This window comes from Aquabacter sediminis (assembly GCF_028863665.1).
Taxonomy (GTDB): domain Bacteria; phylum Pseudomonadota; class Alphaproteobacteria; order Rhizobiales; family Xanthobacteraceae; genus L1I39.
Map to the genome: position 1 here is coordinate 1 of NZ_JARBFX010000012.1, position 26048 is coordinate 26048.

The window sequence follows — 26048 nt, forward strand, 5'->3', positions numbered from 1 at the left end:
ATGGACGTGGCGCTGATCGTGCCGATCGCCATGGAAGAGAAGCTGCGCTTCGCGATCCGCGAAGGTGGCCGCACGGTTGGAGCAGGGGTGGTCGCTTCGATCATCGAGTGATCGAAGCGGACCATTGGTCTGATTGAGATATGCAGGGGGCGGCATCGCAAGGTGCCGCCCCTTTGCTTTGAGGTCTGCCCTTGGCTCGTGCGTCCCTGATTCTCGCCCTCGCCTCCCTCCTGCTGGCTGTCGGCCTTGCGGGCGTCCCCAGCGCCTCCGGCGCGGCGCGGTGTCCGGAGCGGCCGGCTTGTTCGGGCTGCGGCTGCAAGGGCGGGCCGGGCTATCGGGGGCCAGACGGGCGGTGCGTCGGCTTCAAGGATCTCGCCAGCGTGTGCGGCACGCCGCCTGAAACCCGTTGCGTCTTCGAGAATGCGCCTGGAACCGGGGCCAACCGCGATTGCGCCCTCGGCGCCACGGACGGCCCGCGCCCACCGGCCGCGCCGCCATCCCCGACCCAAGGCGCGCCGGGCGGAAAGTAAGGGCGGGCGCCTGTCTTTGCCGGCTGGGGACAGCGTGGGCGGGCGGCATGCGCGCCCCTTTACAGACGCCGCGCATGCCACTACACACACGCGTCCGATGCGCTGGGTCGCTTTCCCGGCGCGGCGGACTTTACCCTCGAAGGGGGAAGCCCGCCTGGGCCGCCTTCGGGGCGCCGGCATTAGGAGTGTAGCTCAACTGGTTAGAGCACCGGTCTCCAAAACCGGGGGTTGGGGGTTCGAGTCCCTCCACTCCTGCCAGGCGCCTCCGAAAGCAGACAGGGGAGAAACGGCGACGGCGCCGTTGCGGCGGTCCCCTTCGAACCACACATAAGGCCCCGTTGCCGGGATGCGCGACGCGCGACGAGAGCGTCAGTTGCGATTCGGGCGGATGGGAGAGGGACCGGCGGATGCCGCCGGGTCCATCGCAATTGAGAGCCGCCCGGCGCGTCGCGCGGGGGGGATCGGTGAAGGCCCGCCATCGCGGACGCGCGGCGGAGGGTCGGGCAAGGAAGGGCGCCGGGGCGGCCAGAGGGCCGGCCGTAGCGCGGCGTCCGGACAAGTGCCGGAAGCCTTCCGGCACAAAGGTGTATGACATGGCCAAGAACAGTCCCACCGAGTTCTTCCAGCAGGTCCGCGCCGAGACGGCGAAGGTCACCTGGCCGTCCCGCCGTGAAACCCTCATCACCACCGCCATGGTGTTCGTGATGGTGCTGGTGGCCTCGATCTTCTTCCTCCTGGCGGATCAGGTGATGTCGTTCGGCGTCAGCCAGCTCCTGAAAATCGGTCGGTGGTGAGCGTCATGGCCAAGCGCTGGTATATCGTTCACGCTTATTCCAACTTCGAGAAGAAGGTGGCCGACGCCATCCGCGAGCAGGCGGAGCAGCGCGGCGTCGCCGATCTGTTCGAGCAGATCCTCGTCCCCACCGAGAAGGTGGTGGAGGTGCGGCGCGGCCGGAAGGTGGACACGGAGCGGAAGTTCTTCCCCGGCTATGTGCTGGTGAAGATGGACCTCACCGACGAGGCCTTCCACCTCATCAAGAACACCCCCAAGGTCACCGGCTTCCTGGGCGCCGACAACAAGCCCATGCCCATTTCCGAGAACGAGGCCATGCGCATCCTGCAGCAGGTGCAGGAAGGCATCGACCGGCCCAAGCCCTCCATCAGCTTCGAGGTGGGCGAGACGGTCAAGGTCTCCGACGGCCCCTTCGCGTCCTTTAACGGCATTGTCGAGGAAGTGGACGAGACCCGTTCCCGCCTCAAGGTCGCCGTCTCCATCTTCGGCCGCGCCACCCCGGTGGAGCTGGAATTCGGACAGGTGGAGAAGGTCTGACGACCTTTTCCGTTCACGACCAAGGCCGGGCCGCCGCGAGGCGCCCGGCCTTTTTCTTTGGCGGCGCGCGTGGCGCGCGGGCGCCGCGCCCTTAGCTCTCACGCCGCCCTGCGGGCGTCGCGCGTTCTCTACTTTTGACGCCGCCCTGCGGGCGTCGTCATGGCCACCACCCCCACCAGGATCAGCCCCAGCCCCACAAAGGCCGTGGCGGAGAGGCGTTCGCCCAAGGCGAGGACGCCGATCGCCACCCCGATGGGCACGCGCAGATAAGCCTGCGCCGTCGTGCCCACGGCGCCGAGCCGCTGTACCAGATGGAAGTAGAGTACGAAGGCCAGCGCCGTGGAGGCCACCGCCAGGGCCAGGAGCGCACCGAGCGAAGCCGGGGAAGGCGACAGCGTCCAGGGCCGGTCGAGGAAAAGGCTCAAAGGCACCAGCACCACCGCCCCACAGAGCAGCGAGCCCGCCGCCGGCAGAAGCGGGTCCACCCCCGCAAAGCGTCGCCCCCACACGGCCGCCCCGCCATAGCAGGCGCTGGCCGCCACCACGGCGAGCTGTGCCAAGACATCCCGCCCGAGGCCGGACAGGGCATCCACTCCCACGATCAGGAAGGTGCCCGCAAGGCCCGCCGCGACGCCCAGCAGCTTGCGGCCACCCACCGCCTCGTGCCGGGTGAGGCAGGCGGTGATGAGGAAAGCGAAGACCGGGGAGGTGGCATTGAGGATGGTGGCGAGCCCCGCCTCGATGGACTGCTCTGCCCAGGCGATGAGGGTGAAGGGGACCACGCTGTTGAGCAGCGCCTGCATGGCGCAATTCCGCCAGAAGCCCCGGTTGCGCGGCCAGGACAGGCCGCGGGCCACCACCACCACCACCAGCGCCAGCAGTCCGCACGCGATGAGAGTGCGGGCGGCGATCAAGGTCACCGGCGGGATGGTCTCCACGCCCACGCGGATGAAGCTGTAGGAGGCCCCCCACAAGGTGGAGAGCAGGAGGAGAAGGGCGGGATCGCGAAGGGGAGGGGAGCGCATAAACGTCCGCGAAGCTGCGACGGCGGTCCGCCGCCGAGGCGGGGCCGGGGTCGCGGGAGGAAATGGGGCCGCGGCAGTGGCGGCGATCGGCACCTTAGCGGCATCCTCGCTTGCACGTTTCGGCCGGCGCCGAAGCATGGCGGGCTGACCGGGACGGAGGTGGGGCGCTAGAATGCGGGACACGGCGCCATCCGGTGCAAGGGCGTGGCGGGCGCTCCCCGTCCGGCGCGTGGGGAAGCCTCTCGCGGCCATGGAGGGGCGTGTCGGGCGGCGCCGCGAGGGGGGGAGGAGGGGACCGGGATGAACGTCTCGCCGAAAGCCGTGCGACCTGCCGCCGCCCGGGGGACCCTCCGGAGCGCTGGGACCGGGCCGGCGCGCTGCCCGTCGCCCCCGGTGCCCGTCCCCGAGGCACCCAATTTCGCTTCCGGCAGCGCGGTGGCGGAAGTGGCCCACCTGATGGGCGATCCAGCCCGCGCCCACATGCTGTGCGCGCTCATGGGCGGCATGGCGCTCACCGCCGGCGAGCTGGCGTCCCAGGGCGGCATCACCGCCCAGACCGCCAGCGGGCATCTGGCGCAGATGGTGGCGGCGCGCCTGCTGGTGGTGGAGCGGCAGGGCCGCCACCGCTATTTCCGCCTTGCCGGCGCCGAGGTGGCGGATGCGGTGGCCGCGCTGATGGCGCTGGCGGCCACCGGCCCGCGACGGCATCGTCCGCCCGGTCCGCGCGATGCGGCCCTGCGCCGGGCCCGCACCTGCTACGACCACATGGCCGGTCGGCTGGCCGTGGCACTGGCCGCCGCCCTGGTGGAGCGCGGGCACGTGGAAATGGCGGATGGGGCCGGGTGGGTGACGCCCGCCGGGCGCGCTTTCCTGGCGGACCTGGGCGTGGACCCCGATCCGCCGGGCGGCGGTCGCCGACCCCTGTGCCGCACCTGCCTCGACTGGTCGGAACGCCGGCCGCACCTCGCCGGTCGGCTGGGTGCGGTGCTGCTGGAGCGCTTTGTGGCGCTGGGCTGGGTGACGCGGGTGCCGGGCAGCCGCGCGCTGGAGGTGACGCGGCGCGGCGAGGCCGGCTTTGCCGCGCGGTTCGGCATTAAGGCCGATCCCGGGGAGGAGGCCTGACCAATCTGGCGCGCGCCGGTGGGCAGGTCCGCCCGGTCGAAAAGCCGCGCCCCTCATGCGCACTGCGGTTTGGGCCTTGTGTCCTTCAATATTTCGATTAGTCTAGAAATATAGAAATGAACTGCGTAGGAAGCGGTGGTGTCCTCCGGGATCACCTCTGGTGAGCGGCCAGGCGCCACTGAGACCGGCATCTGAGCGTGACAGCGCAAGGCAGGCACATGATGGGCGAGGCGATGACGTCCGAATTTCCGATCACCTTCTATCACAACCCCGCCTGTGGCACGTCCCGCAACGCCCTCGCCATGGTGGAGGCGGCGGGCTACGAGCCCGAGGTGGTGCTCTATCTGAAGGCGGGTTGGACGGCGGAATTGCTGCGCGACCTGCTCGCCCGCATGGGCGTTGCCCCCCGGGACATCCTGCGGGAGAAGGGCACGCCGGCGGCGGAACTGGGGCTGCTGGAGCCGGGCGTCTCGGATGAGGCGATCCTCGCCGCCATGGTGGCCCATCCCATCCTGGTGAACCGGCCCATCGTGGTGACGCCCTTGGGCGTGAAGCTGTGCCGGCCCTCCGAGGTGGTGCTTACCCTGCTGGAGCGCCGGCCCGATCACTTCACCAAGGAGGATGGCGAGGTGGTCATCCCGAAGAGGTAGGGGCCAGGCGCGCCATTTCCGCGCTCTTGCCACCCCATCGGTGTCATGCGCGGGCTTGTCTCGCGCATCCACGCCCGTGCGAGGCCAAGACAGGCCTGTATGCCGACCCCTGAGGCAGGGTGCATCTGCTCACGAACGCGATGGGGCTCGCGCGCCACGGCCAAAACGCCAGTCGGGCACCCTGCTTCGAACGGTGATCGCGTCCATTTAAGAAAAATGTCCTAGACCATATTCCTAATTCCTTGCGCCTCTGCTATGGTGTCCTCACTTGGCACCAAGGAGGGGCGCGTCCGGAGCGGCCTGACGGGTGGTGTCGGGGGCGGGTGTCCGACGGGACGGGGAGTAACGCACCTCGCGCCCGTTAGCAGAGGAGGCTGAAGGCCCAGGCGCACCGATCCGGTTCTGGTTCGGCCGGTGCTGATGGGAGAACCTGTTGCCCACGCGGCGCAGGGCCGAGGCCATAAATCCCCGCGCGGGAGCGGACGGAGCGAGGCTCCACCTCATCCCACACTTTACGGCGCGCCGCCGCGCGCCGGCCGCTCCCGCATCCCTCCACCTCGCCTTTGGCGGGGATGTTGGTGCTGGGGCGTTGGCGTCCATGCTTCCCCCTCCCCAACCCTCCCCCGCTTCGCGGGAGAGGGGGCCGGTCGCGCCGGGGGAGAGGTCGGGGTGACAGCCGCCATGGCGGTCAAAGCTCTGCCCTGACCGGGCGCACCAAAGTCCCCTCTCCCGCGAAGCGGGGGAGGGCTAGGAAGGGGGCAAAGGGCCTGGGGTGGGGAGAAGTTGAGGAAAAGGCGGGGCGCGGGTTGGGGGAGGAGGACGCTTCATCCTTCCTTCCTTCCCCCTCCCCAACCCTCCCCCGCTTCGCGGGGAGAGGGGGCCGGTCGCGCCGCAGGAGAGGTCCGGGTGACGGCCGCCATGGCGGTCAAACCTCTGCCCTGACCGGGCGCACGAACGTTCCCTCTCCCGCAAGGCGGGGGAGGGATAGGGAGGGGGCAAAGGGCCAGGGAGGACGGGGCAGGAGGGAGGACGCCGAGGTGATCCGGCCGGACATCGGCCGGACGGCAGGGAACCGGGAGGACGGGGCGGGAGGGCCGAAGCCATGACACCACGGCCCCGGCGCCGGCCTTCAGTCCTTCGGTCGGCGGTCGATGATGCGCTTGGCCTTGCCGGCGGCAGTGCGCTCGATGCCGCCGGGCTCGTGCAGCTCGATGCGGGTGGTGATGCCCACCGTATCCTTGATGCGGGCGAGGATCTGGCCGGCGACCGCGTCCAGGTTGGCGCCCGCCCAGCGGTCCTCGCGGATTTCCGCATGCACGATCATCTCGTCCATGCGGCCCTCGCGGATGAGCTCCAGCTGGTAGTGGCCCGAGCAGGTCTCGGCCTTCAGCAGGATCTCCTCGATCTGGGTGGGGAAGACGTTGACGCCGCGCAGGATGATCATGTCGTCCGAGCGTCCGGTCACCTTCTCCATGCGCCGCATGCCCGGCCGCGCGGTGCCCGGCAGAAGGCGGGTGAGGTCCCGCGTGCGGTAGCGGATGATGGGAAAGGCTTCCTTGGTGAGCGAGGTGAAGACCAGCTCGCCCTTCTCGCCATCGGGGAGCACCTCGCCGGTGATGGGATCGATGACCTCCGGGTAGAAATGATCCTCCCAGATGTGCAGCCCGTCCTTGGTCTCCACGCATTCCTGGGCGACGCCGGGGCCGATGACTTCGGAGAGGCCATAAATGTCCGTGGCATCCAGCGCGAAGGCCTGCTCGATCTCCGTCCGCATGGCATTGGTCCAGGGCTCGGCGCCGAAGATGCCGTATTTGAGCGAGGTGGCGCGCGGGTCGATGCCGGCCTTCAGGAAGCCGTCCAGCAGCGCCAGCATGTAGCTGGGCGTGACCATGATGGCGTCCGGCTTGAAGTCGTGGATGAGCTGCACCTGGCGCTCGGTCATGCCGCCCGACATGGGCACCACCGTGCAGCCGAGCCGCTCGGCCCCGTAATGGGCGCCAAGGCCGCCGGTGAAGAGGCCATAGCCATAGGCCACATGCACCATCTGGCCCGGCCGCACGCCAGCGGCGCGGATGGAGCGGGCCATCACGTCCGCCCACATGTCGATATCGGCCTGGGTATAGCCGACCACGATGGGCTTGCCCGTGGTGCCCGACGACCCGTGGATGCGGGCGAGCTTCTCCCGCGGCACGGCGAACAGGCCGAAGGGATAATGGTCCCGCAGGTCGGTCTTCACCGTGAAGGGGAACTTAGCCAGGTCCGACAGGCTCTTGAGGTCGGACGGGTGGACGCCCGCCGCGTCGAACTGGGCCCGGTAGAAGGGCACATTCTCATAGGCATGGCGCAGCGACCAGGAGAGGCGCTCCAGCTGGAGCGCCTGGATCTCGTCGCGGGAGGCGCGCTCGGCGGCATCAAGGCCGCCCTTCACGTCGCGGTCGAAGGCATAGGCCGGGAGAGCCATGGGGTCCGTCTCCTCCACTCAAGGTCGCGTTTGCGAGGGGCGGTTCTCGTCCCCGGCCTCGGGCAGCATGCTGCCGCCGATGAGCCGGGAATGGCCGCGAAATTCAGCAATGGTCACGCCATCCTGCGTGACGGTCACGTCATAGATGCCGCTGCGCCCGGAGCGGGCCACCTCGCGCCCGGTGGCGATCAGGCGATGGCCCTTCAGGCCGGGCCGCAGATAGGTGATGGCGCACTGGGCCGCCACGACCCGCTCGCCATAGGAATTGCAGGCAAAGGCAAAGGCGCTGTCGGCGAGCGCGAAGATGAAGCCGCCATGAGCCATGCCGTGGCCGTTGGTCATGTGGTCGGCCAGGGTCATGGCGAGGGTCGAGGTGCCGGGGCCCACCTCCAGGATCTCGATGCCGAGGCCCTGGCTGGCATTGTCGGTGGCCCACATGGCGGCGGCGGAGAGGCGCGCCACCTCGGCCGGGTCGCGCGTCGGCGCGGCGGAGGCCGGGGCGCTCATGAGGAGCGGCCGGTAAAATGAGGCGCGCGCTTCTCCATGAAGGCTTTCACGCCTTCCGCATAATCCGGCGTCAGCCCCGCCTGGCGCTGAAGGTCGCGCTCCAGGTCCAGCTGGGCGTCAAGATCATTGCCGCCGGAAGCGTTGAAGGCCGCCTTGGTGAGGGCAAGGCCCTGGGTGGGCTGGGTGGCCAGGCGCGCGGTGAGGGCGCGGGCCTCGTCCTGGAGCGCGGCATCATCCACCGCCTTCCAGATCAGGCCCCAGCTCTCGGCGGTCTCGGCCGGCAGCGGCTCGGCGAGCAGGGCCAAAGCGCGGGCCCGGGCATCGCCGATGAGGCGCGGCAGGAAATAGGTGCCGCCCGAATCGGGCACCAAGCCGATCTTGGCGAAGGCCTGGATGAACTTGGCGGAGCGGGCCGCCAGCACAATGTCGCAGGCGAGCGCGATATTGGCTCCCGCGCCGGCCGCAACCCCATTGACCGCGCAGACCACCGGCTTGCGCAAAGCCCGGATGCGGCGCACCAGCGGATTATAGAAGGCCTCGATGGTGGCGCCGAGATCGCGCGGGGCATCGGAGGGAGACCGGTCGCTCAGATCCTGCCCGGCGCAGAACCCCCGCCCCGCGCCCGTGAGCAGGACCGCGCGCACGCCTTCGTCCTGCCCGGCCTCGTCGAGGGCGGAGGCCAGTGCCCGGTGCAGGTCCTCGTTGAAGGAATTGAGCCGGTCCGGCCGGTTCAGCGTCAGCGCGGTCCAGCCTTCGTGGCGGTCCACGAGAAGAATTGGCTCCACTCCATCCTCCCAGTCGGGCTCTGTATGAGCCTCTTGAATTAACCGATCGATCGGTTAATCTTTAGCGCAAGGGGCGAGCTTGTCAACAGACGGGCAGACGGCTCCACCATCAGGGAGGAGAGTATGGCTGATCTGTTCCAGGCGCACCGCGCGCTTCTGGAGGCTGCGGTCACGGCAACCCGCGAGCGGGGCTTCTGGAGCGCCTTCTCGGACGTGCCACGCACCTATGGCGAGGCCGCGCCGTCAGAAGGAAAGGCCGCCTTCGAGGCGCTGATCGGCCAGCCCTTCGACCTTGGCCAGGCAGGAGATCTTGCCTCCGTCGGCGGCGAGGTCTCGCCCTATGGCCTCAAGCTGGGAATCACCTATCCCGCCTTAAGCACCGAGGCGCTGGTGGCCGCCGCGCGCCGGGCCGCACCGGGCTGGGCCGAGGCCTCGGTCGAGGCACGGGTTGGGGTCGCGCTGGAAATCCTGGTGCGGCTCAACACAGCCAGCTTCCTGATGGCACACGCGGTGGAGCACACCACGGGCCAGGCCTTCGCCATGGCCTTCCAAGCCGGTGGCCCGCATGCCCAGGACCGGGGCCTGGAGGCGGTCGCCTATGCCTATAAAGACATGGCCGAGGTGCCCGGCGCGGTGCGTTGGGAAAAGCCGGCAGGGCGCACCACCATCCGCCTCGACAAGGACTTCCACATCGTCCCGCGCGGCCTCGGCCTCGTCATCGGCTGCGCCACCTTTCCGACCTGGAACAGCTATCCGGCCCTCTTCGCGGACCTTGTCACCGGCAATGCGGTGATCGTGAAGCCCCATCCGGCCGCCATCCTGCCGCTGGCCTTGACGGTGCAGATCGGCCGGCAGGTGCTGGCCGAGGCCGGCTTTGATCCCGATGTCCTGCAACTGGCGCCCGATACGGCCGAGGCGCCGCTCGCCAAGGACCTCGCGACGCACCCAGCTGTGGGCATCGTCGATTTCACCGGCTCGCCGGCCTTCGGCGGCTGGCTGCGCGACCATCTGCGCGGCAAGCTGCTGTTCACGGAGGAGGCGGGGGTCAACACCATCGTCATCGGCTCCACCGGCAGCTTCGCTGGCATGTGCCAGAACATCGCCTTCTCGCTCTCGCTCTATAGCGGGCAGATGTGCACGGCGCCCCAGACGCTCTTCATTCCACGCGGCGGCATCGCCACCGACGAGGGCCATAAGAGCTTCGAGGAGGTGGCGATGGGCATAGCAGGCGCCATCGACGCCCTGCTGTCCGATCCCGCACGCGCCGCCGCCGTCCTGGGCGCGATCCAGAACCCGGCCACCCTGGTGCGAATCGCCGCCGCCCGCCGCCTCGGCCGCATTGTGCGCGACAGTGCTCCGTTGGACGGCGCTGCCCGCACGGCGACGCCGCTCCTTCTCGCCGTGGAGGCCGCCGACGAGGCAGCCTATCTGGAGGAGCGCTTCGGCCCCATCGCCTTCCTGGTGGCCGTGGACGATACGGCTGACGGCATCGCTCGCGCCGCCCATGCGGCCCGGGAGAAGGGCGCCATCACCGCCGCCCTCTACAGCACCAATGAGGACGAGATCCGTGCCGCCGCAAAGGCCAGCGCGCAAGCGGGCGTCGCGCTCTCGGTGAACCTCACGGGGGGCATCTATGTGAACCAGAGCGCGGCCTTCTCGGACTATCACGTCACCGGCGCCAACCCCGCCGGCAATGCGTGCCTCACCGACGCCGCCTACATCGCCGGCCGCTTCCGCATCGTCTGCGTGCGCCGCCCGGCCGCTGCCGCCTGAGCCGGACAGATTGGAGACAGACATGGTCGACGCCTTTATCTGCGATTTCGCCCGCACGCCCATTGGCCGCTATGCCGGCGCCCTGAAGGACGTACGCGCCGACGATCTGGCCGCCCATCCCATCCGCGTCCTGAAGGAGCGCAACGGGGGCGTGGACTGGGAGGCCGTGGACGACGTGATCCTCGGCTGCGCCAACCAGGCGGGCGAGGACAATCGCGACGTGGCCCGCATGGCCGCCCTCCTGGCCGGCTTGCCCGTGAGCGCGCCAGGCACCACCATCAACCGCCTGTGCGGCTCGGGCCTTGATGCGGTCGGCATGGGCGCCCGCGCCATCATGACCGGCGACGCAGACCTCATCATCGCCGGCGGGGTGGAAAGCATGACCCGCGCGCCCTTCGTGCAGGGCAAGGCGACAGAGGCCTTCTCGCGGCAGGCGGAAATCTACGACACCACCATCGGCTGGCGCTTCATAAACCCGCTTATGAAGGCGCAGTACGGCGTCGATTCCATGCCCGAGACCGGCGAGAACGTGGCCGAGGACTTCGCCATCTCCCGCGCCGACCAGGACCTCTTCGCCTGGCGCTCCCAGCAGCGCACCAAGGCGGCGCAGGAGGCGGGCTTCTTCGCCCGCGAGATCGCGCCCATCTCGGTGAAAGGTAAGAAGGGCGCGGTCATGGTGGTGGAGGCCGACGAGCATCCGCGCGGCGACACCACCCTCGAACAGCTCGCTGCGCTGAAGACGCCGTTCCGAAAGGAAGGAGGCTCGGTCACCGCCGGCAATGCCTCGGGCGTCAATGACGGGGCGGGCGCACTGATCCTCGCCTCCGAGGCGGCGGCCCGCAAATACGGCCTGACGCCCCGCGCCCGCGTCGTCTCGGTGGTGCAGGCGGGTGTGCCGCCGCGCATCATGGGCATTGGCCCGGCGCCGGCGACGCAGAAGCTCATCGCCAAGAACGGCCTCTCCCTGGCCGACATCGATCTCATCGAACTTAATGAGGCGTTCGCTTCCCAGGCCTTGGCGGTGCTGCGCCAATTGGGCCTCCCGGACGATGCCGAGCACGTCAATCCGCACGGCGGCGCCATCGCGCTCGGCCATCCGCTGGGCATGTCCGGCGCGCGCCTCGCCATGACGGCGGTGAGCGCACTGGAGGTGCGCGGTGGCAAGCGGGCGGTGGCCACCATGTGCATCGGCGTCGGGCAGGGGATCGCCGCGCTCATTGAGCGGGTTTGAGCCGAGAGCATCACCGCGCGGCGCCGCGCATGAGACGCGGAGCCGCCGAAATCCAGACAGGGAAGCATCCGGTCTTCGGTCCGGCTGCCTCCTTCCAGGCAGAAAAAGGCACGCCATGACAAACGCCGCCGCTTCCCTTGACGTCTCTGCCGCCCCGCTGGCGCTTGAAAGCTATGCGTTGGGCCGCTTCGTGCCCACAGGGCCTGATGCTGTGGATGTTCCGAGCGCCATTGACGGGAGCATCGTGGCGCGGGCCTCCACCAAGGGGCTCGACTTCGGCGCCATGGTCAACCACGCCCGCGCCGTGGGCGGACCGGCGCTCAGGGCCATGACCTTTCACGAGCGGGCGGACCGTCTGAAGGCGCTGGCCGCCTATCTCTCCGAGCGCAAGGAGCCGCTCTATGCCCTGGCGCTGCTCACTGGCGCCACCAAGCGGGACAACCTGATCGACATCGATGGCGGCATCGGCACCCTCTATGCCTATGCCTCCCGCGGCCGGCGCGAATTGCCGAGCGAGCGCTTCGTCGTGGAAGGTGCGCCAGAGAGTCTCTCCAAGGGTGGCACCTTCCTCGGCACACACATCCTGACGCCGCTCCAGGGCGTGGCGGTGCACATCAATGCCTTCAACTTCCCCTGCTGGGGCCTCTTGGAAAAGCTCGCGCCCGCCATCCTGGCCGGCGTGCCCGTCATCACCAAGCCGGCCACCGCGACCGCCTATATGGCTGAGGCGCTGGCACGGCTGATCGTGGACTCGGGAGCCCTTCCCGAAGGTGCCTTTCAGTTCGTCTGCGGCTCCACGGGCGATCTCCTCGACCATCTCACCGGACAGGATGTGCTCTCATTCACCGGTTCGGCGGAGACCTCTGACGCGCTGCGCAATCATCCGGCGGTCTCGCGCAATGCGGTGCGCTTCATCGCCGAGCGGGATAGCCTCAATGCCGCCGTGCTGGGACCGGACGCGACGCCGGGTGCGCCGGAATTCGACCTCTTCGTGAAAGAGGTGGTGCGCGAGATGACGGTGAAGGCGGGTCAGAAATGCACCGCCATCCGCCGCATCCTGGTGCCCCGTCCCGTTGTCGACCAGGTGGCTCAGGCGCTGACGGCGCAACTGGCCGCCATCCGCATCGGCGATCCCCGCCTTGACGAGGTGCGCATGGGCGCGCTGGCCTCCCTTGCCCAGCGCGAGGCGGTGCGGGCGGCCATTGCGGAGATCGCAACCGAGGCGAAGATCATCGCCGGTGATCCGGCCAATGTCGATCCGGTGGGTGCCGATGCCGCCACCGGCGCCTTCCTGGCGCCCGTTCTGCTCCAGTGCGACCGCCCGCTGGACGCCCACACGCCGCACGCGGTGGAAGCCTTCGGGCCAGTGGCCACCCTCATGCCCTATGACAGCCTCGCCGACGCCGTGGCGATCGTGGCCAAGGGGGAGGGGAGCCTTGTTGCGTCCGTCTTCACCTATGATGCCGCCGTGGCGGAGGACCTGGTGTTCGGCATCGCGTGCCATCATGGCCGGGTGCTGGTGGTGGACCGGGATTGCGCCAAGGAATCCACCGGCCACGGCTCGCCTCTGCCCGGCCTCGTCCACGGCGGCCCGGGCCGCGCCGGCGGCGGCGAGGAGATGGGCGGCCTTCGGGGCATGTTCCATTACATGCAGCGCACCGCGCTCCAGGGTTCGCCGGCCCGCCTTTCGGGCCTCACGCGGTCCTGGATCAAGGGCGCGCCGGCGCCCGTCACCCCCGAGCATCCCTTCAAGCGGCCGTTCGACGCCCTCTCCATCGGCGAGAGCGTGGAGACGGCGAGCCGTGTCATCTCGCTTGAGGACATCGAGCATTTCGCCCATTTCACCGGCGACACCTTCTATGCCCACATGGACGAAGAGGCGGCCAAGGCCAATCCCTTCTTCCCGGGCCGGGTGGCGCATGGCTACCTCATCCTGTCCTTCGCCGCCGGCCTGTTCGTGGACCCGGCGCCCGGCCCGCTGCTGGCCAATTACGGCCTCGACAATCTGCGCTTCCTGAAGCCGGTGTCGCCCGGCGACGAGATCAAGGTACGGCTTACGGTCAAGCAGAAGCAGGCCGCGCGGCTGCCGGCCTATGGCGAGGTGCGGTGGGACGCGGAAGTGTTCAACCAGAATGGAGAGACGGTCGCCCGCTACGAGCTGCTCACCATGAGCGCCCGCACGCCTGCGGCATAAACCGCGCCGCCGCAAACGCGAGCGGCCCCGGTCGGTTTGACCGGGGCCGCATGTTTCTCAAGTGCCGCAGGCGAGGTCAGGCCGCCCGGCGCGGTCCCACCGAGTGGACCGGCGTGAAGCTGTCCGCGTGCGCCGCCGCCCATTCGGCGGCATAGGGCGTCGCCTCGGGGGTGTCGAGGAGGATGCCGGCGTCGAGGAAGGGATAGAGCTTGTCCAGGGGCTTGGCTTCCACCGGCGTGATCCGATGCCACACATGGTGCGGGGCCAGCTCACTGGGATGGGCAAGGCCCGCCGCCGCAACGAGATCCGCCAAAGCGGAGACCGTGTGGCGCTGGTAGCTCGCCACGCGCTCGGCCTTGTCGGACACCACGAGGCCCCGCTGGAGATGCGGGTCGTTGGTGGTGACGCCGGTCGGGCAATGGCCGGTATGGCAGCGCATGGACATGACGCAGCCCAGCGAGAACATGAAGGCGCGGGCCGCATTGCACCAGTCCGCGCCCACCGCCATGTTGGCCGCCATGGAGAAGCCGGACGTGACCTTGCCGCTGGCGGCCAGGCGCACCTTCGGCCGCAGCCCGGTGCCCACAAGGGCATTGCGCATGAGCACGAGGCCCTCGCGCAGCGGCATGCCCATATGGTCAGCCAGTTCCTGGGGCGCAGCGCCTGTGCCGCCCTCGGAGCCGTCAATGACCACGAAGTCGGGATGGATGCCGGTCTTCACCATGGCCTTGGCGATGGCGAAGACCTCGCTGGGATGGCCGACGCACATCTTGATGCCCACCGGCTTGCCGCCGGACAATTCGCGCAGCTGGGCGACGAATTCCATCATCTGGGCGGGGGTGGCGAAGGCGGGGTGCCGCGAGGGCGAGATGCAGTCCTCACCGAGCGGGATGCCGCGGATCTCGGCGATCTCCGGCGTCACCTTGGCGGCGGGCAAGACGCCGCCATGGCCGGGCTTGGCGCCCTGGGAGAGCTTGATCTCCACCATCTTGACCTGGGGGTCACAGGCCTTCTCGGCGAAGCGCTCGGGCGAGAAGGAGCCGTCCCGGTTGCGGCAGCCGAAATAGCCCGAACCCAGTTCCCACACGATGTCGCCGCCATGGATGCGGTGATAGGGGCTCAGGCCGCCTTCGCCGGTGTCGTGATAAAAGCCCCCCATCTTGGCGCCCAGATTGAGCGCCTCGATGGCATTGCGGCCCATGGAGCCGAAGCTCATGGCGGAAATGTTGAGGGTCGCCGTGGCATAAGGCTTGGCGCAGGTGCCCTCACCGACCATCACCCGGAACGGTTCTTCCGCCACCGGCATCGGCGAGATGGAATGGGTCATCCATTCATAATGGGAGGCATTGGTGTCCAGCTCGGTGCCGAAGGTCTGGCGATCCTCCTGGCTCTTGGCCCGGGCATAGATGAGCGAGCGCTGGTTCCGGTTGTAGGGATGCCCCTCCAGGTCGTCCTCGACGATATATTGGCGCAGATAGGGCCGCAGCGCCTCGAACACCCAGCGCATGGAGCCGATGACGGGATAGTTGCGCAGCAGGGAATGACTTTCCTGCGTCACGTCGAACACGCCGATCCAGGCCAGCGGGAAGAGGACGCAGAAGGCAAAGAGCCAAGCGGGGTTGCCGACGAAGGACGCGATGAGCGTGATCGCACACAGCGCAAGAATGATGGCGAAGGTGCTGTAGCGACCGAGCAGAAGGCGGGTGCTCTGGTTGAGGTGGAAGGGCATGCATCTCCCCACTTCGTATTTTTAACGTGTCTAGCCTGGACGGCACCGTAGAGCGTGCCCGCCCAAGGGAAAAGCCGCCTTGGAGGAGAAGCAACGGTATTTTAGGGCCGCCCGGCCCGGGATGTCGCGTTAGGCCGCGTCGGCCTGCGCGCCCCGGAAGCGCGCTTCCAGTGCGCGCATGGCCGCCACCTGAAGCGGCAGTTCGCTCCAATAGCGGCGGTGCAGTTCCAGATTGAGGATGGCTCCCGCATCCAGGCGGCAGGTCTGCGCGATGGTCTCCCAGGGGATCGAGCCCCAGCCGATGGGCAGATGCAGGTCACCTTCGCCGAGGGCAAGGCGCTCCGCATCGTCGATGGCCCAGGCGCGGGATGGCGTGCCGAAACTGTCATGCACGTGCACATGGCGGGCGAAGGGGGCAAGGGCGGCAATCTCGGGCAGGAAGTCGAGCCGGCCCTGCGTGCACCGGATGAAGGCGTGGCTCACATCCAGAGTTGCCCGAACGAACGGGTGGGCGATGGCGTCGATCTCCTCCGCGAGCCGAGACGGCGAGGCGGTCTCGCGCATGGTCTCGAACTCGAAGACGTTCTCGACGCAGACCGTGACGCCGTGCGGAGCCGCCAGGTCGCCGGCTTTCTGAAGGGCCTCGCGCTGGCGCACATAGGCCACGCGGACATAGTCGTCATGGTCGCGCACGCATCCGGTATGGATGACCAGATTGGCCGCGCGGACGGCGCCGGCCACCTCAATGGCTGCGGCCAGGAGCCGCTCATGGGCAGGCAATTGGGAGGGCACTTCCATCAGGTTGATGGCCAGATGCCCATGCACCGTATAGCCGAACGGGCGACCTTCCAGGCAGCGCTGCAACTTGTCCAGGCGCTCAGGGATGACACGTCCCCCGGCAATCATCGTCCAGGCGAAGAGGGGGAGCTCAACGAAATCCACCCCGAGCCGTTCGGCTTCATCGAGCTTGCCTGTCAGGTCATCAAAGTCCGGCGAAGTGGCGCGAATGGAATAGCCGATGCCCCTGATGCCGGCATTCTGCACGGTGGCGACCATGGTCGTATCCCCCCAATCCGTCAGGAGGGGGGACCATAGGCGTGAACGTGGCTGAAGGCACGTGAATTTTGCATTGCAGTCAAGGGTATGCTGCGCCGCCGCGTCATTCCCCGTGGGAACACAGCCGCCGCACTTGGCGGGCGAGAGTCATGGGGTCGAAGGGCTTTGCGATGACGCCCACGGCCCCCAGTTCCAGGAAATGTGTGACTTCATGCTGCTGGGTCCGCGCGGTCACGAAGGCGACCGGGATGTCCCGGGTTGTCTCTGTCTTCCGCAACTCGGCGAACACGGCAGGACCATCCATGGTGGGCATCATGACGTCGAGCAAGATCAGGTCCAGTCGCCCCTTTCCGGCCCGTTCGATGGCCGCCGCCCCGGATGAGGCGGTCTCGACTTCCATCTCTGGGTCGAGACTGAGCGAGAGCGCGACGATCTCGCGAATGTCGGCTTCGTCGTCGACGTAGAGAATGCGCAAGCTCATGAAGAGGGCCGCTCTTTGGGAGGAAGTGCTGGGGCCACGGGAAAGATCGGCGGTATGATATCGCGGGCGGCTGGAAAGAGGGCGCCACGGGATCGGGCCACGGTTTCAAAGGCAAGGCATACGGCTCGGTCGCGGGACTGGGGCGAGCATCCCGCCACCGGAACTCCGCGTCGGCTGAGTGCCGCCAGGGTGCCCACCATGGACTCCAGCATGGGACCCGCGGAAAGGTCGACCACCGCGAAACGACACGCGCCCATGGCCAGGGCCGCCTCGGCGTCGTCCGAAGAAGCGGCGGCGAAGACGGTGGCCGCCTCCCGCGCAGCCTCTGCAAAGCGCCGGCGCACGTCGCCGGCAGGGCAGACATGGAGCATGGGGGGCTTCGGAGCGCCCATGCCAAGGCGCAGGGCAAGTGCGGCAAGCCGCTGCGGGTCTGGCGGCATGTCGAACCAGTCGGCGATGGGAAGAACCCGCGTGCCGTCCGAGACGATGCTGTCCGCGTCTGGCGAGCCCAGCAGCAGGAGCGGCGTCAGACGGGTGCGCTCCGCCCGGCGCAAGGTTCGCACCAGGCCAATCCCGTCCCGGTCCCGCAAATTTGGCGCCAGCAGGATCACGCCATAGTTCCGCAACGCTGCCCGGCCTTCCGCTTCTGCGGCTGTGCCGGCCACATCGATGCCCAGTCCGAGGGCCTCAAGCTCCCTCGCCACCGCCTGCGCCCGGATGGCGTCGCTGTCCACCACCAGCAGCGCGGTTGCCGCTGAGGTGGCGTCGGATGTGCGAAGCGGCACGCGGGCCGGCAGGTCCACATGGAAAGTGGTGCCCACCCCCTCCTCGGTCTCGAAGGAGACCCGGCCATTGTGATGGTCCACGATCTCCTTGACGATGGCTAGCCCGAGGCCTGTTCCTCCGCGTTGCCGGGTGTCCGAATTGTCGGCCTGGGCGAAGCGGGTGAACATGCTGGAGCGGAAAGATGGGGGAATGCCCGTTCCGTGGTCCTGCACCGACGTGCGAACGGTGTCCTCCCCCCGGTCCACCTTCACGTCGACGACGCTCTCCGGCGCTGAGAACTTCACCGCGTTGGAGATGAGATTGGTCAGCACCTGGATCAGGCGATCGTGGTCCCCCACAAGCGAGGTGTCGAGGTCTGTGACCACCAGATTGAGGCGCACGTCGTGTTGGGCGGCAAAGCCGAGATTCTGTTCCACCGCCTCGCGCGCCACATCCGCCATCGAGACCGGCTCGCGGGCGAATGTGAGGGCGGAGGACTGCATCTTCTGAATGTCGAGAATGTCGTTGATCAGTCGCACCAACCGGCGGCTGTTCTGGTGGGCGATGGTCACGAGCCGCTTTGCGGTTTCCGGGAGCGGGCCCGCGGCGCCGCCGTCCAGCAGGCCGAGCGAGCCGGAGATGGAGGTGAGCGGCGTGCGCAGTTCGTGGCTGACCGTCGACACGAACTCGTTCTTGGCGATGTCTGCGCGCTTGCGCTCCGTGACGTCATGGAGAATGGCCACGAGGCGGTTCCCGTCGCTGGCGCGCATCTGGCCCACCGCCACATCGATGGGAAAGCTGGAGCCGTCCTTCCTGCGTCCGGTGAATTCGGCTGCATGGCCTCCGCCGGCGGCATTTGCCTCCAGCAGCCGCAAGGCATCGCCAGGCTCGGCCTCCGCCGCCAGGGCGAACAGATCCGAGACCGGGCGCTCGCTCAGTTCTTCCTCGGTCCAGCCGAACATCCGTGTGGTGGCGGGATTGCTGGTCTCGATGCGGCCGGAACTGCCGATGGTGACGATGGCGTCCATGGCACTTGCCAGGATGGCGCGGTGGCGGGCGAGGGTATCAGCGAGCGCAAGTTCCGCCCGACGGCGGCCCAACAGATGGGCGATGATGACGAGGGACGATCCGGCCACCACGGCAATGGCGGCCGCGAGCATCAGAAGGACCGTCTGGCGGGTGCGCTGGCTCGCCACCCGCACCTCATAGGTGCGCCGCTCAATGGCGGCGACCTCTTCCCGCGAGATGTCGGACACGGTGGAGCGGATTTCGTCCATCAGCGACTTGCCGCGCCGTGTCTCCATGACGCTGGCGGCCGAGATGCTGCCGGAGGCGTTCCGGCTGGCCACCATGTCACGCAGCAGCCGCATCTCCTCCTCGGCGAAGCGGGCGAGCTCCTTCAGCGCCACCGCATGTTGCGGACGCTCCACCGCCAGTCGGGCGAGGGAGGCGATCTCATCGGCGATGACGGAGCGTGTGCGCGCCAAAGGAGCGAGAAACTCCTCCCGTCCCGTGATCACATAGCCAAGCGTGCCGCTCTCAGCCTGCAGGAGGTCCTCATAGATGCTCTGGAGATTGTCGCGGATGGAAGAGGAGTAAAGCAGGTCTTCGCGCAGATGGTTGCCGGCGGCGAACTCCTTGAAGGTGGCAAAGCCCACCGCGAGGACGATGGTGACCGCCACGAAGGCGGCAAGGACCGTGACCACAGCAACGCGCCGGATGCCCCTTCGGTGCCTGCGCCGCTCAAAACGCGGCTGCGCCTTACCGGACATCCGAACGACCTTTCCAATCGCCTTCAGGGACCGCGTGCTTCCCGCCCTTGGCCCATGGGGCGCAGGCGTGCGCGGTGGAGGGAGAGCAGACGGCATCCTGCCATCTGCCCCTCTGCCAAGCCAACCAGCAAATGGTCAAGCCCCAGCTGAATGAAGAGCAGTGGGAGAGGTCTCGCTCTGGGGCGCCAGCCACATGTCGAGGAAACGGGTCAGCCAGCGGCAGATTGCGGGGTCATAGCGGGACCAGCCCTCCAAATGGGCCTCGCCAGGCTGAGCCCCGGGCAGGCCCAGCTTCTCCGCCCCGCGTGTTGTCCAGCGGCACATCATTTCGTGGGTGACTTCGGGGTGGAACTGGATGCCGTATGCGCAGCGACCATGGCGAAACGCTTGGTTCGGGAACACATCGCCGCAGGCGAGCAACTCCGCGCCGGACGGCAGGTCGAAGCCCTCGGAGTGCCAATGATAGACGTGGGTGGGCCAGGGCAGGACGCCTTCGGTAGCCTTGGTGGGACGCACCGGATAATAGCCGATCTCGCTCAGGCCCTCTCCGTGTCGTGCCACCCGTGCTCCCAGCTGCACCGCCATGAGCTGTGCTCCAAGGCACACGCCGAGCAGGGGCTTGTCCTCGCCCATGACCATGCCCACGAAGTCGATCTCACGCCGGATCCACGGATGCGCATCGTTCGCGCTCATGGGACCGCCGAACACGACGGCTCCCGAATGTCCGTCCATATTGGCAGGCAAATCATCGCCGAGGGCGGGGCGGCGCACGTCCAGCTCATAGCCCCTCTGTTCGAGCCGCAGCCCGATCCGTCCAGGGGTCGAATGCGCCTGGTGCAAGATGATCAGGATGCGTTCGCGGCGGGTGGCCGGAGCAGGATCGATCCCGCTGCTCCACCCCTCGTCACTGCTCCGTCTGTCCACCTTCCGTCTCCGCCTCCTCGCGGACCTCGCGCCGGATCTGGACGCGCTCCCTGGACCCCACATGCAAGAGTTCTGCCGCCCGCCAAACCAGGTTGTCCTCGAACTCGGTGAGACCCCCGTCGGCATAGGCGACTTCGAACATCATCTCCACCACGCGGCGACGGCCTTCGTCGTCAAGGGCGCGGTTCAGGATGCTCGTGAAGGCATAAAGATCGACGGCTTCCGCGTCCCGAGCGATGGCAAGCTCTACGAGCGCTTCCGTGTGCGCTTCGTCCAGGTCGAAACGGGACGAAAGGATGCGCTTGACGATCGCGCTCTCCGCGTCGGTCACAGCTCCATCAATGGACATCACATGGACCAGCAGAACCGCCGCGGCCAGCCGATAGTCGTTTTCCGCAAAGGCTGCAGCGTCCCGGTGGCCTCCGGTGATCTCTGAGATGAAGTCGGACAGAACGCGGAACATGGCTTCCCCTCGGGCCTCACACCCCTTGTGGTGCCTGAAGCCCACGTCGGGAACAAGGCGAAGCTGCAAGCACAGCTTCCGCGAGGTTAAATTCTGCGCGAGGTGTGGCGCTGGGGCTGCGATTTTCAATCATTGGTTCGGTTGCTTGGGAGCCGGCAGGCGCGAGCGGTAGTCGCCGTTGATGCGGGTGGTCGAATCCCCCTCGCCCGGGCGCGTGGGCGGCGGGGGCGGCGGCACGAGGTTCTGGCGCGGCGCTGGAGGAGTCACCACAGGCGGCTGCACGATGATCACCGGTGGTGGTGGTGTCGTCTTTGTCTGCCCCGAGGCGGGGCAAATGCCCAAAGTGACGGCAGCCAGCACAAGTGCGCCGGACGTCGCCATGCGCCACTTAGGTGAAGAAAGCCTCGCTGCGTCGAACCTCGCCATCATTCTGTCTCCTAGACGCGCGTGGGAACCGTGTGCTGTCCCGAACGCTTAATGGCTCGGAGGCGCGACTGCGCTCACTGCCATCGCTGTCATCGCCATCGATAACACCGCTTCAGGCTTATGTGGGACAGAGACTTCCGCATTCAAGGACACCGAAGCCCGATCGTTGATCGCGATACTACCGCAAAGGAAATCAGGAACAAAAACGGCGGCTTCGTGTTTAAGCCATGTAATCGATCGCAGCGCGCCGCTCGGACGCGACGCTGCTAACGAGGGAGTTACGCATGAAGAAAGAATTGTTGTCCGCTGCCGCCGTGGCCATGATGCTGACCGCTCCGGCTTTCGCTCAATCTTCTGCCCCCACCACCACCCCCTCCAGCCCTGCGCCGTCTGCCACTACGCCTGCGCCCACTTCGCCCTCCGGGACGACGGCTCCGACGACCAGTGGCTCTGCGGCGATGACCACGGGCGGGAACACGGCCTTCATTTCGGAGCAGATGCAGGAACAGTGGCTCGCATCCAACCTGATCGGCACCAAGGTGCGCGGCGCGGGTGACGAGTCCGTCGGCGAGATCAATGACGTCCTCCTCGACCGCAATGGCAACGTTATCGGCGCGGTGATCGGCGTGGGCGGCTTCCTGGGGATGGGTGAGAAGGACGTCGCCGTGCCCTTCAACCAGCTCCAGATGGTGCGCAATTCCGACGGTGATCGGGTCGTCCTGAACAAGTCCAAGGATGAGCTGAAGAACGCGCCCACCTTCAAGGAAATGACGCGTAGCGGTACGGGTACCGCCACGGGTACTACCGGTGCCACCGGCACCACCAGCCCGGCTGGCGCTCCGGCGACCACGCGGTAATCCTATCCTCAGCGCATAGAGGCTCAGCCCCCGTCGCACCAGCGGCGGGGGCTTTTGCGCGTGGGCATCATGCCGCTTCGCTATAACGCTGCCCCAATTTCACTTTAAGGATGAGGACGTCTCCGTGGGCCCTAGGCTGTAGCTGCTTCCGGGCTCGTGCGACGTGGTGTTCAGGAGAGGGTCCCTCTTGCGAGGCGACAAAGACCGAGCTGTCGCTGCACTCGCATCGGGCGGGAGCAGAGAGAAGGGGGCGTGCCATTGGAGACGTCCAGGAGGAAAGTTCTTCTGGTAGAGGATGAGCCCTTCGTTGCGCTCGTGGCTCAGCAAATACTGGAGGACGAGGGCTTTGACGTGCATGTGGCAGCCTCCGGCGCCGATGCGATGGCCATCGTAAAGGGACTGGGGTCGAGCATCCGTGCTGCCCTGGTGGATTTCGGCCTACCCGACATGCGAGGGGACGCCCTGGTGGAACAATTGCGGGCCATTTTGCCAAGCCTTAGCGTGGTCGTGGCGAGCGGCTACGGGACGGATGAGTTGAGAGCGTTGTTTCGCGACCAGCCGAACGTTGGCATCGTCTCCAAGCCCTATGATGGAGACACGTTGATCACGGCTCTACGCCGCGCCGATCCAAGTTTTTGATGGGTTTAGAGCCCCCGACAGGTCTCGCCTGGGCGCTTCGTCCAAGGCCACCTCACACGCCGAACACAAAAAAGGCGGCCCCGGGATCCCGGAGCCGCCCTTTCTTTTTGAATACAGGCAATCAACGGCGCAGGAGCAGTTGTCCCAAAACGAAACCGACACCTGCCGCGATAGCGATGGAGGTCACAGGCTGCGCCTGGATGGAGTGCCGAAGAGTCAGATATTGGTCTTCCGCCCAATCGGTCACTTCGCCCATCGCCACCTCGGCCTCCGATGTCGCGCCTCGCACCCCATCACGGGCGGTCTTTCCGAGGGTTTCAGTGAGTTGCGAGAGGTCCGCCTTCAGAGCGGCGAGATCGCTCCGCAGTTCGGCGAGGGCATCACTGGGCTTGCCGGCTTCATTGGGGTCGGCGGTAAAGCCGGACGGATTATCCACCATGTTGCATCTCTCCATTGCGCCCGCCAGGGCTGGCGGGCTGTTTGTGTGAGCGCCTCCGACTCAGGCGATGCGGCGGGCGGGTTCGGGATTGGAACGCGCGCCGTGAAAGAAGAGCGCCTGCGCAATGGTCGCCTTCACGGTCTCGCCGAGGAACGGCTTGGTGATGAGGTAGGTCGGCTCCGGACGCTCGCCCGTCAGGAGGCGGTCGGGGAAGGCAGTGATGAAAATGACCGGTACATCGAAGCTGCGCAGGATGTCCGTCACGGCATCAATGCCTGAAGACCCGTCGGCCAGCTGGATATCGGCCAATACCAGGCCGAAATTGCCCAGCTCGGCCAGTTCCAGCGCCTTGGTGTGGGTCGGGGCAACGCCCACCACCTCATGACCGATGTCGGTGACCAGCGTCTTCAGATCGAGAGCGATGACCCACTCATCCTCAATGATGAGTACGTTGGTCTTCAACTGGGCGTCGATCTCGGCCTGAGCGGCCACCACCTGAGTCTCCACCTGCTCGATGGTGCCGGACAGAATGGAGGCAGCTTCTGCAAAGGAAAAGCCTTCCATGGCGGTGAGGAGCAACGCGACGCGAGAACTCGCGTCCAATTTTTGAAGGCGCTCGTCGGCCTTATTGCCGGTGCTGCCATCCGCTGCCTGGTCGCGCGACCACACCTCGTGGCACGCCTTGTAGAGCGCGACGCGCGGCGACAGGGACGTGTCGAGGGTGATGCCGCCATCGATGGCGGACTGAAGGGTGCGCTGGACCAGGGCATCTCCCGCCTGCTGGCTTCCCAGCAGGGCGCGGGCGTATCGCCGCAAAAGAGGAAGCTGCTTAATGAGCTGCTGCTGAAACATGCTCTCTCGCCTCGAAGGAAGTCACTAGGAACGCGCGGAATGCCATATTGGTTCCGCTGGCATGGAACCCAAGGCAAGCGATTGGCATTATAGGCGCGATACAGTTTGGTTGAAGTCCTTGACGAGGTCCTTAGGGCGACGACGCTTGGTGTCGATCCTGATCCGGTGCTGCGGGGGCAGCCTTGGCGATGGGGCGGCTCCGTAGAGGGACGATTTTGCGGTGAGGATGCCAGGTCTGCGAATTCGGTGGGGGAATGTGGTGGTTCGGAGCCTGGAATGCGGTGGCTGAAAGGGGAGGCGGCGCGTGCGCGCAACAATGAACGCGCTGCGCTTTTCGCATCCGCGGTCGGCCAGCCCCGGCATCTCCTTGACAGTGTCCGACGCGGCCTGATCCTGGTCATCCTGGTGGCCATCATGCCCATCGCCACGGCGGCGATGCTGCAAGGTGTTCTGCAATTGCGCCGCTCGGGCGAAGAAGCCCAGCACAAGCTCCAGCAAGGAGCGATTGTCGCGGCCGCGGGTCAGGATAACATCTTCACGTCCGCGGAAAACGTGCTCCAGGCGCTCAAGAACGTGCCTCAGGTCACCTCGGGGGGCGCCGAGTGCCAGTCGCTTCTCTATGGCGCAACGCTCAGCCTTCCTTTCGCGTCCAATGTGGCGATGATCGGAAGGGACGGGATCGTGCGGTGCTCGGCGCTGCCCAGCCCCAATCCCAATGTGTCGCAGCGCCCGTGGTGGCGGGACGCCATTCGCGAGAAAGGCTTCAGCCTCTCTGCGCGCATAATCAGCCCGGTGACCCGCGGCGAGATCCTGCCCGCCACCTTGCCCTTGTTTGACGCGGGCAGCGAACTCACAGGGGCCCTCTCGGTCGCCATTGATGGCGTGTGGCTGGACAATCTCCTGAAGCGGGAGGCCCCTGTCTCATCTGGCGTCGTCGCGGTGATCAACCGCGCGGGACAGGAACTCGTCTCCAATGCCCCCGCTCTCAGCCGAGCCTTGTTCAAGGACCGGGACTTGCTGGCCCATCAGAACGAGTTGGGGGAAGCGTGGGACGAGAGCGGCCAGTCCTGGAGCTATGCCATTGCGCCGCTCGACCGCTATGGCCTGACCGTCGCCTTCGCGCAGCCGACCAGCCAGTTGTTCCAGTGGACGGCATTCCACGTGGCGGTGAGCTTCATCCTGCCGATCTGCATGGTGATCTTCACCATCGTGGCAATCTGGTTGGCCACCGATCGCATGGTGCTTCAGTGGCTCCTGTATTTGCGTCGCGTCACGGCAGTCTATGCCCAGGGCCATTACGGCTTCCGACCTTCCCGCATGGATCAGGCCCCAAGCGAGTTTCGGGTGCTGGGAAACGCCATTGAGGAAATGGCGCAAGCCATCCGGGAGCGGGACGGCCGGTTGCGGGAGGGACTTGCGGAAAAGACGGCACTGGTGCGGGAAATCCACCACCGCATCAAGAACAGCCTTCAGATCGTCGTTAGCCTCATGAGCCTCTATGGCTCTGGCCTTGCGAACGACAAGGATCGCCGACGCTTCGACCAGCTTCGCACGCGGGTGAACACGCTCGCTGTGGTGCATCGCGTGCTCTATGAGGCGAACGAGGGCTCCGAGGTGCGCTCGCGCGAATTGCTGCGAGAGCTGGGAAGTCTCCTCGAGGTGGCACTCGACCGCAATGTCCTGGTGCTGGTCGAGGCGGACGACGTCGCCTTGCCCACGGACTATGCCGTGCCGCTTGCCTTGCTCCTGACGGAGATCATGATGGTGGTGGCTGCGGGCGAGCACTCCGGACAGGGCAGGGTGGTGGTGACGTGCGCGCAGGAGGGCAACGATATCTGCCTGCGCCTGGACATTTCACGCGCCGTCGGAGATGCCCTGAACGAAACGCACGCTCCTCTCGCTCATGGATTTGCACGTCAACTGGGCGGTGCAATTTCCACCCGCGAAGAAGGCGGACACAGCTTGGCCGAGCTCCGCTTTAAGGTTCGCCCCAAGACCCCCTGAAAAATCCTGCTCCGTTTTTCCCGCCCTCTGAGG

General features: G+C 67.1%; 23 protein-coding genes and 1 tRNA gene. 12 read left to right on the forward strand and 12 right to left on the reverse strand.

Annotated features, from left to right (window positions below):
• From PV781_RS20070 to nusG, 4 genes are all read left to right on the forward strand, one after another.
• Positions 1-111: EF-Tu C-terminal domain-related protein (locus PV781_RS20070; RefSeq protein ID WP_489667331.1), on the forward strand; the 111-nt coding region annotated here is incomplete at its 5' end.
• Positions 112-711: 600 nt separating this feature from the next.
• Positions 712-788: transfer RNA gene (locus tag PV781_RS20075), tRNA-Trp, on the forward strand.
• A gap of 335 nt (positions 789-1123) precedes the next feature.
• Positions 1124-1324, forward strand: coding sequence for a preprotein translocase subunit SecE (gene secE, locus PV781_RS20080; protein WP_274777408.1), 201 nt, complete (start codon positions 1124-1126; stop codon positions 1322-1324).
• 5 nt (positions 1325-1329) lie between these two features.
• Entirely contained in the window at positions 1330-1860 is a 531-nt protein-coding gene (nusG, locus tag PV781_RS20085) for a transcription termination/antitermination protein NusG (protein ID WP_209102882.1), read from the forward strand.
• Between the two features lie 128 nt (positions 1861-1988).
• Here the strand turns inward: nusG and PV781_RS20090 are convergent, their stop codons facing one another.
• Positions 1989-2885: a DMT family transporter gene (locus tag PV781_RS20090; RefSeq protein ID WP_274777409.1), complete on the reverse strand. Its 897-nt coding sequence runs from the start codon at positions 2883-2885 to the stop codon at positions 1989-1991.
• Positions 2886-3341: 456 nt separating this feature from the next.
• Here PV781_RS20090 and PV781_RS20095 point away from each other — a divergent pair, with 456 nt between their 5' ends.
• Complete coding sequence (locus PV781_RS20095) at positions 3342-4007, forward strand: ArsR/SmtB family transcription factor (protein ID WP_342455460.1); 666 nt, start codon at positions 3342-3344, stop codon at positions 4005-4007.
• Between the two features lie 233 nt (positions 4008-4240).
• Entirely contained in the window at positions 4241-4657 is a 417-nt protein-coding gene (gene arsC / locus PV781_RS20100) for an arsenate reductase (glutaredoxin) (RefSeq protein WP_274777411.1), read from the forward strand.
• Between the two features lie 1129 nt (positions 4658-5786).
• Here the strand turns inward: arsC and paaK are convergent.
• The 3 genes from paaK to paaG are packed head-to-tail and all read right to left on the reverse strand — an operon-like array spanning position 5787 to position 8410.
• Complete coding sequence (gene paaK / locus PV781_RS20105) at positions 5787-7118, reverse strand: phenylacetate--CoA ligase PaaK (RefSeq protein ID WP_274777412.1); 1332 nt, start codon at positions 7116-7118, stop codon at positions 5787-5789.
• A gap of 18 nt (positions 7119-7136) precedes the next feature.
• Positions 7137-7625 (reverse strand): hydroxyphenylacetyl-CoA thioesterase PaaI, encoded by a 489-nt coding sequence (gene paaI, locus PV781_RS20110; RefSeq protein WP_274777413.1) that lies wholly within the window; start codon positions 7623-7625, stop codon positions 7137-7139.
• The gene (paaG, locus tag PV781_RS20115; protein WP_274777414.1) at positions 7622-8410 is read right to left on the reverse strand and encodes a 2-(1,2-epoxy-1,2-dihydrophenyl)acetyl-CoA isomerase PaaG; all 789 of its coding nucleotides are present in this window, start codon (positions 8408-8410) and stop codon (positions 7622-7624) included. The genes paaI and paaG overlap by 4 nt, the downstream gene beginning before the upstream one ends.
• A 123-nt stretch (positions 8411-8533) precedes the next feature.
• Between paaG and paaN the strand changes: the two genes are divergently transcribed.
• The 3 genes from paaN (at position 8534) to paaZ (ending at position 13608) form a co-directional block, all read left to right on the forward strand.
• On the forward strand, positions 8534-10183 hold the full coding sequence (gene paaN, locus PV781_RS20120) for a phenylacetic acid degradation protein PaaN (RefSeq protein ID WP_274777415.1): 1650 nt from the start codon (positions 8534-8536) through the stop codon (positions 10181-10183).
• Positions 10184-10205: 22 nt separating this feature from the next.
• Entirely contained in the window at positions 10206-11414 is a 1209-nt protein-coding gene (pcaF, locus tag PV781_RS20125) for a 3-oxoadipyl-CoA thiolase (RefSeq protein WP_274777416.1), read from the forward strand.
• Positions 11415-11529: 115 nt separating this feature from the next.
• Positions 11530-13608 (forward strand): phenylacetic acid degradation bifunctional protein PaaZ, encoded by a 2079-nt coding sequence (paaZ, locus tag PV781_RS20130; RefSeq protein WP_274777417.1) that lies wholly within the window; start codon positions 11530-11532, stop codon positions 13606-13608.
• 76 nt (positions 13609-13684) lie between these two features.
• Here the strand turns inward: paaZ and PV781_RS20135 are convergent, their stop codons facing one another.
• The 6 genes from PV781_RS20135 to PV781_RS20160 form a co-directional block, all read right to left on the reverse strand.
• On the reverse strand, positions 13685-15337 hold the full coding sequence (locus tag PV781_RS20135; RefSeq protein WP_274777418.1) for an FMN-binding glutamate synthase family protein: 1653 nt from the start codon (positions 15335-15337) through the stop codon (positions 13685-13687).
• A gap of 129 nt (positions 15338-15466) precedes the next feature.
• Positions 15467-16393 carry a sugar phosphate isomerase/epimerase family protein gene (locus tag PV781_RS20140; protein WP_274777419.1) on the reverse strand — a complete coding sequence of 309 codons (927 nt, stop codon included), beginning with the start codon at positions 16391-16393 and terminating at the stop codon, positions 15467-15469.
• 103 nt (positions 16394-16496) lie between these two features.
• Entirely contained in the window at positions 16497-16874 is a 378-nt protein-coding gene (locus tag PV781_RS20145; protein ID WP_274777420.1) for a response regulator, read from the reverse strand.
• Positions 16871-19345, reverse strand: coding sequence for an ATP-binding protein (locus PV781_RS20150; RefSeq protein WP_274777421.1), 2475 nt, complete (start codon positions 19343-19345; stop codon positions 16871-16873). Before PV781_RS20150 ends, PV781_RS20145 begins: the two co-directional genes overlap by 4 nt.
• A 201-nt stretch (positions 19346-19546) precedes the next feature.
• Positions 19547-20335, reverse strand: coding sequence for a glutamine amidotransferase (locus tag PV781_RS20155; RefSeq protein ID WP_425532439.1), 789 nt, complete (start codon positions 20333-20335; stop codon positions 19547-19549).
• The gene (locus tag PV781_RS20160; protein WP_274777422.1) at positions 20316-20798 is read right to left on the reverse strand and encodes a tellurite resistance TerB family protein; all 483 of its coding nucleotides are present in this window, start codon (positions 20796-20798) and stop codon (positions 20316-20318) included. Before PV781_RS20160 ends, PV781_RS20155 begins: the two co-directional genes overlap by 20 nt.
• A 710-nt stretch (positions 20799-21508) precedes the next feature.
• On the opposite strand from PV781_RS20160, the gene PV781_RS20165 reads away from it, so the two are divergent.
• Entirely contained in the window at positions 21509-22081 is a 573-nt protein-coding gene (locus PV781_RS20165) for a PRC-barrel domain-containing protein (protein WP_274777423.1), read from the forward strand.
• Positions 22082-22333: 252 nt separating this feature from the next.
• Positions 22334-22720: a response regulator gene (locus tag PV781_RS20170; protein ID WP_274777424.1), complete on the forward strand. Its 387-nt coding sequence runs from the start codon at positions 22334-22336 to the stop codon at positions 22718-22720.
• Between the two features lie 121 nt (positions 22721-22841).
• Here the strand turns inward: PV781_RS20170 and PV781_RS20175 are convergent, their stop codons facing one another.
• Positions 22842-23159 (reverse strand): ElaB/YgaM/YqjD family protein, encoded by a 318-nt coding sequence (locus tag PV781_RS20175; RefSeq protein ID WP_274777425.1) that lies wholly within the window; start codon positions 23157-23159, stop codon positions 22842-22844.
• A 60-nt stretch (positions 23160-23219) separates the two neighbouring features.
• Positions 23220-24011 carry a response regulator gene (locus tag PV781_RS20180; RefSeq protein ID WP_274777426.1) on the reverse strand — a complete coding sequence of 264 codons (792 nt, stop codon included), beginning with the start codon at positions 24009-24011 and terminating at the stop codon, positions 23220-23222.
• A 276-nt stretch (positions 24012-24287) separates the two neighbouring features.
• On the opposite strand from PV781_RS20180, the gene PV781_RS20185 reads away from it, so the two are divergent.
• Entirely contained in the window at positions 24288-26015 is a 1728-nt protein-coding gene (locus tag PV781_RS20185; protein WP_274777427.1) for a sensor histidine kinase, read from the forward strand.
• Positions 26016-26048 lie beyond the last annotated feature (33 nt).

Bases quoted from the DNA above. Each gene is read 5' to 3' on its own strand.
- paaN (WP_274777415.1), top strand. From the start codon at position 8,534: ATGGCTGATCTGTTCCAGGCGCACCGCGCGCTTCTGGAGGCTGCGGTC.
- PV781_RS20135 (WP_274777418.1), bottom strand. From the start codon at position 15,337: ATGCCCTTCCACCTCAACCAGAGCACCCGCCTTCTGCTCGGTCGCTAC.
- pcaF (WP_274777416.1), top strand. From the start codon at position 10,206: ATGGTCGACGCCTTTATCTGCGATTTCGCCCGCACGCCCATTGGCCGC.
- PV781_RS20095 (WP_342455460.1), top strand. From the start codon at position 3,342: ATGGGCGATCCAGCCCGCGCCCACATGCTGTGCGCGCTCATGGGCGGC.
- PV781_RS20180 (WP_274777426.1), bottom strand. From the start codon at position 24,011: ATGTTTCAGCAGCAGCTCATTAAGCAGCTTCCTCTTTTGCGGCGATAC.
- PV781_RS20160 (WP_274777422.1), bottom strand. From the start codon at position 20,798: ATGTTCCGCGTTCTGTCCGACTTCATCTCAGAGATCACCGGAGGCCAC.
- PV781_RS20140 (WP_274777419.1), bottom strand. From the start codon at position 16,393: ATGGTCGCCACCGTGCAGAATGCCGGCATCAGGGGCATCGGCTATTCC.
- PV781_RS20090 (WP_274777409.1), bottom strand. From the start codon at position 2,885: ATGCGCTCCCCTCCCCTTCGCGATCCCGCCCTTCTCCTCCTGCTCTCC.
- PV781_RS20165 (WP_274777423.1), top strand. From the start codon at position 21,509: ATGAAGAAAGAATTGTTGTCCGCTGCCGCCGTGGCCATGATGCTGACC.
- arsC (WP_274777411.1), top strand. From the start codon at position 4,241: ATGACGTCCGAATTTCCGATCACCTTCTATCACAACCCCGCCTGTGGC.
- paaI (WP_274777413.1), bottom strand. From the start codon at position 7,625: ATGAGCGCCCCGGCCTCCGCCGCGCCGACGCGCGACCCGGCCGAGGTG.
- PV781_RS20175 (WP_274777425.1), bottom strand. From the start codon at position 23,159: ATGGTGGATAATCCGTCCGGCTTTACCGCCGACCCCAATGAAGCCGGC.
- paaK (WP_274777412.1), bottom strand. From the start codon at position 7,118: ATGGCTCTCCCGGCCTATGCCTTCGACCGCGACGTGAAGGGCGGCCTT.
- secE (WP_274777408.1), top strand. From the start codon at position 1,124: ATGGCCAAGAACAGTCCCACCGAGTTCTTCCAGCAGGTCCGCGCCGAG.
- PV781_RS20145 (WP_274777420.1), bottom strand. From the start codon at position 16,874: ATGAGCTTGCGCATTCTCTACGTCGACGACGAAGCCGACATTCGCGAG.
- paaZ (WP_274777417.1), top strand. From the start codon at position 11,530: ATGACAAACGCCGCCGCTTCCCTTGACGTCTCTGCCGCCCCGCTGGCG.
- PV781_RS20185 (WP_274777427.1), top strand. From the start codon at position 24,288: ATGCGGTGGCTGAAAGGGGAGGCGGCGCGTGCGCGCAACAATGAACGC.
- nusG (WP_209102882.1), top strand. From the start codon at position 1,330: ATGGCCAAGCGCTGGTATATCGTTCACGCTTATTCCAACTTCGAGAAG.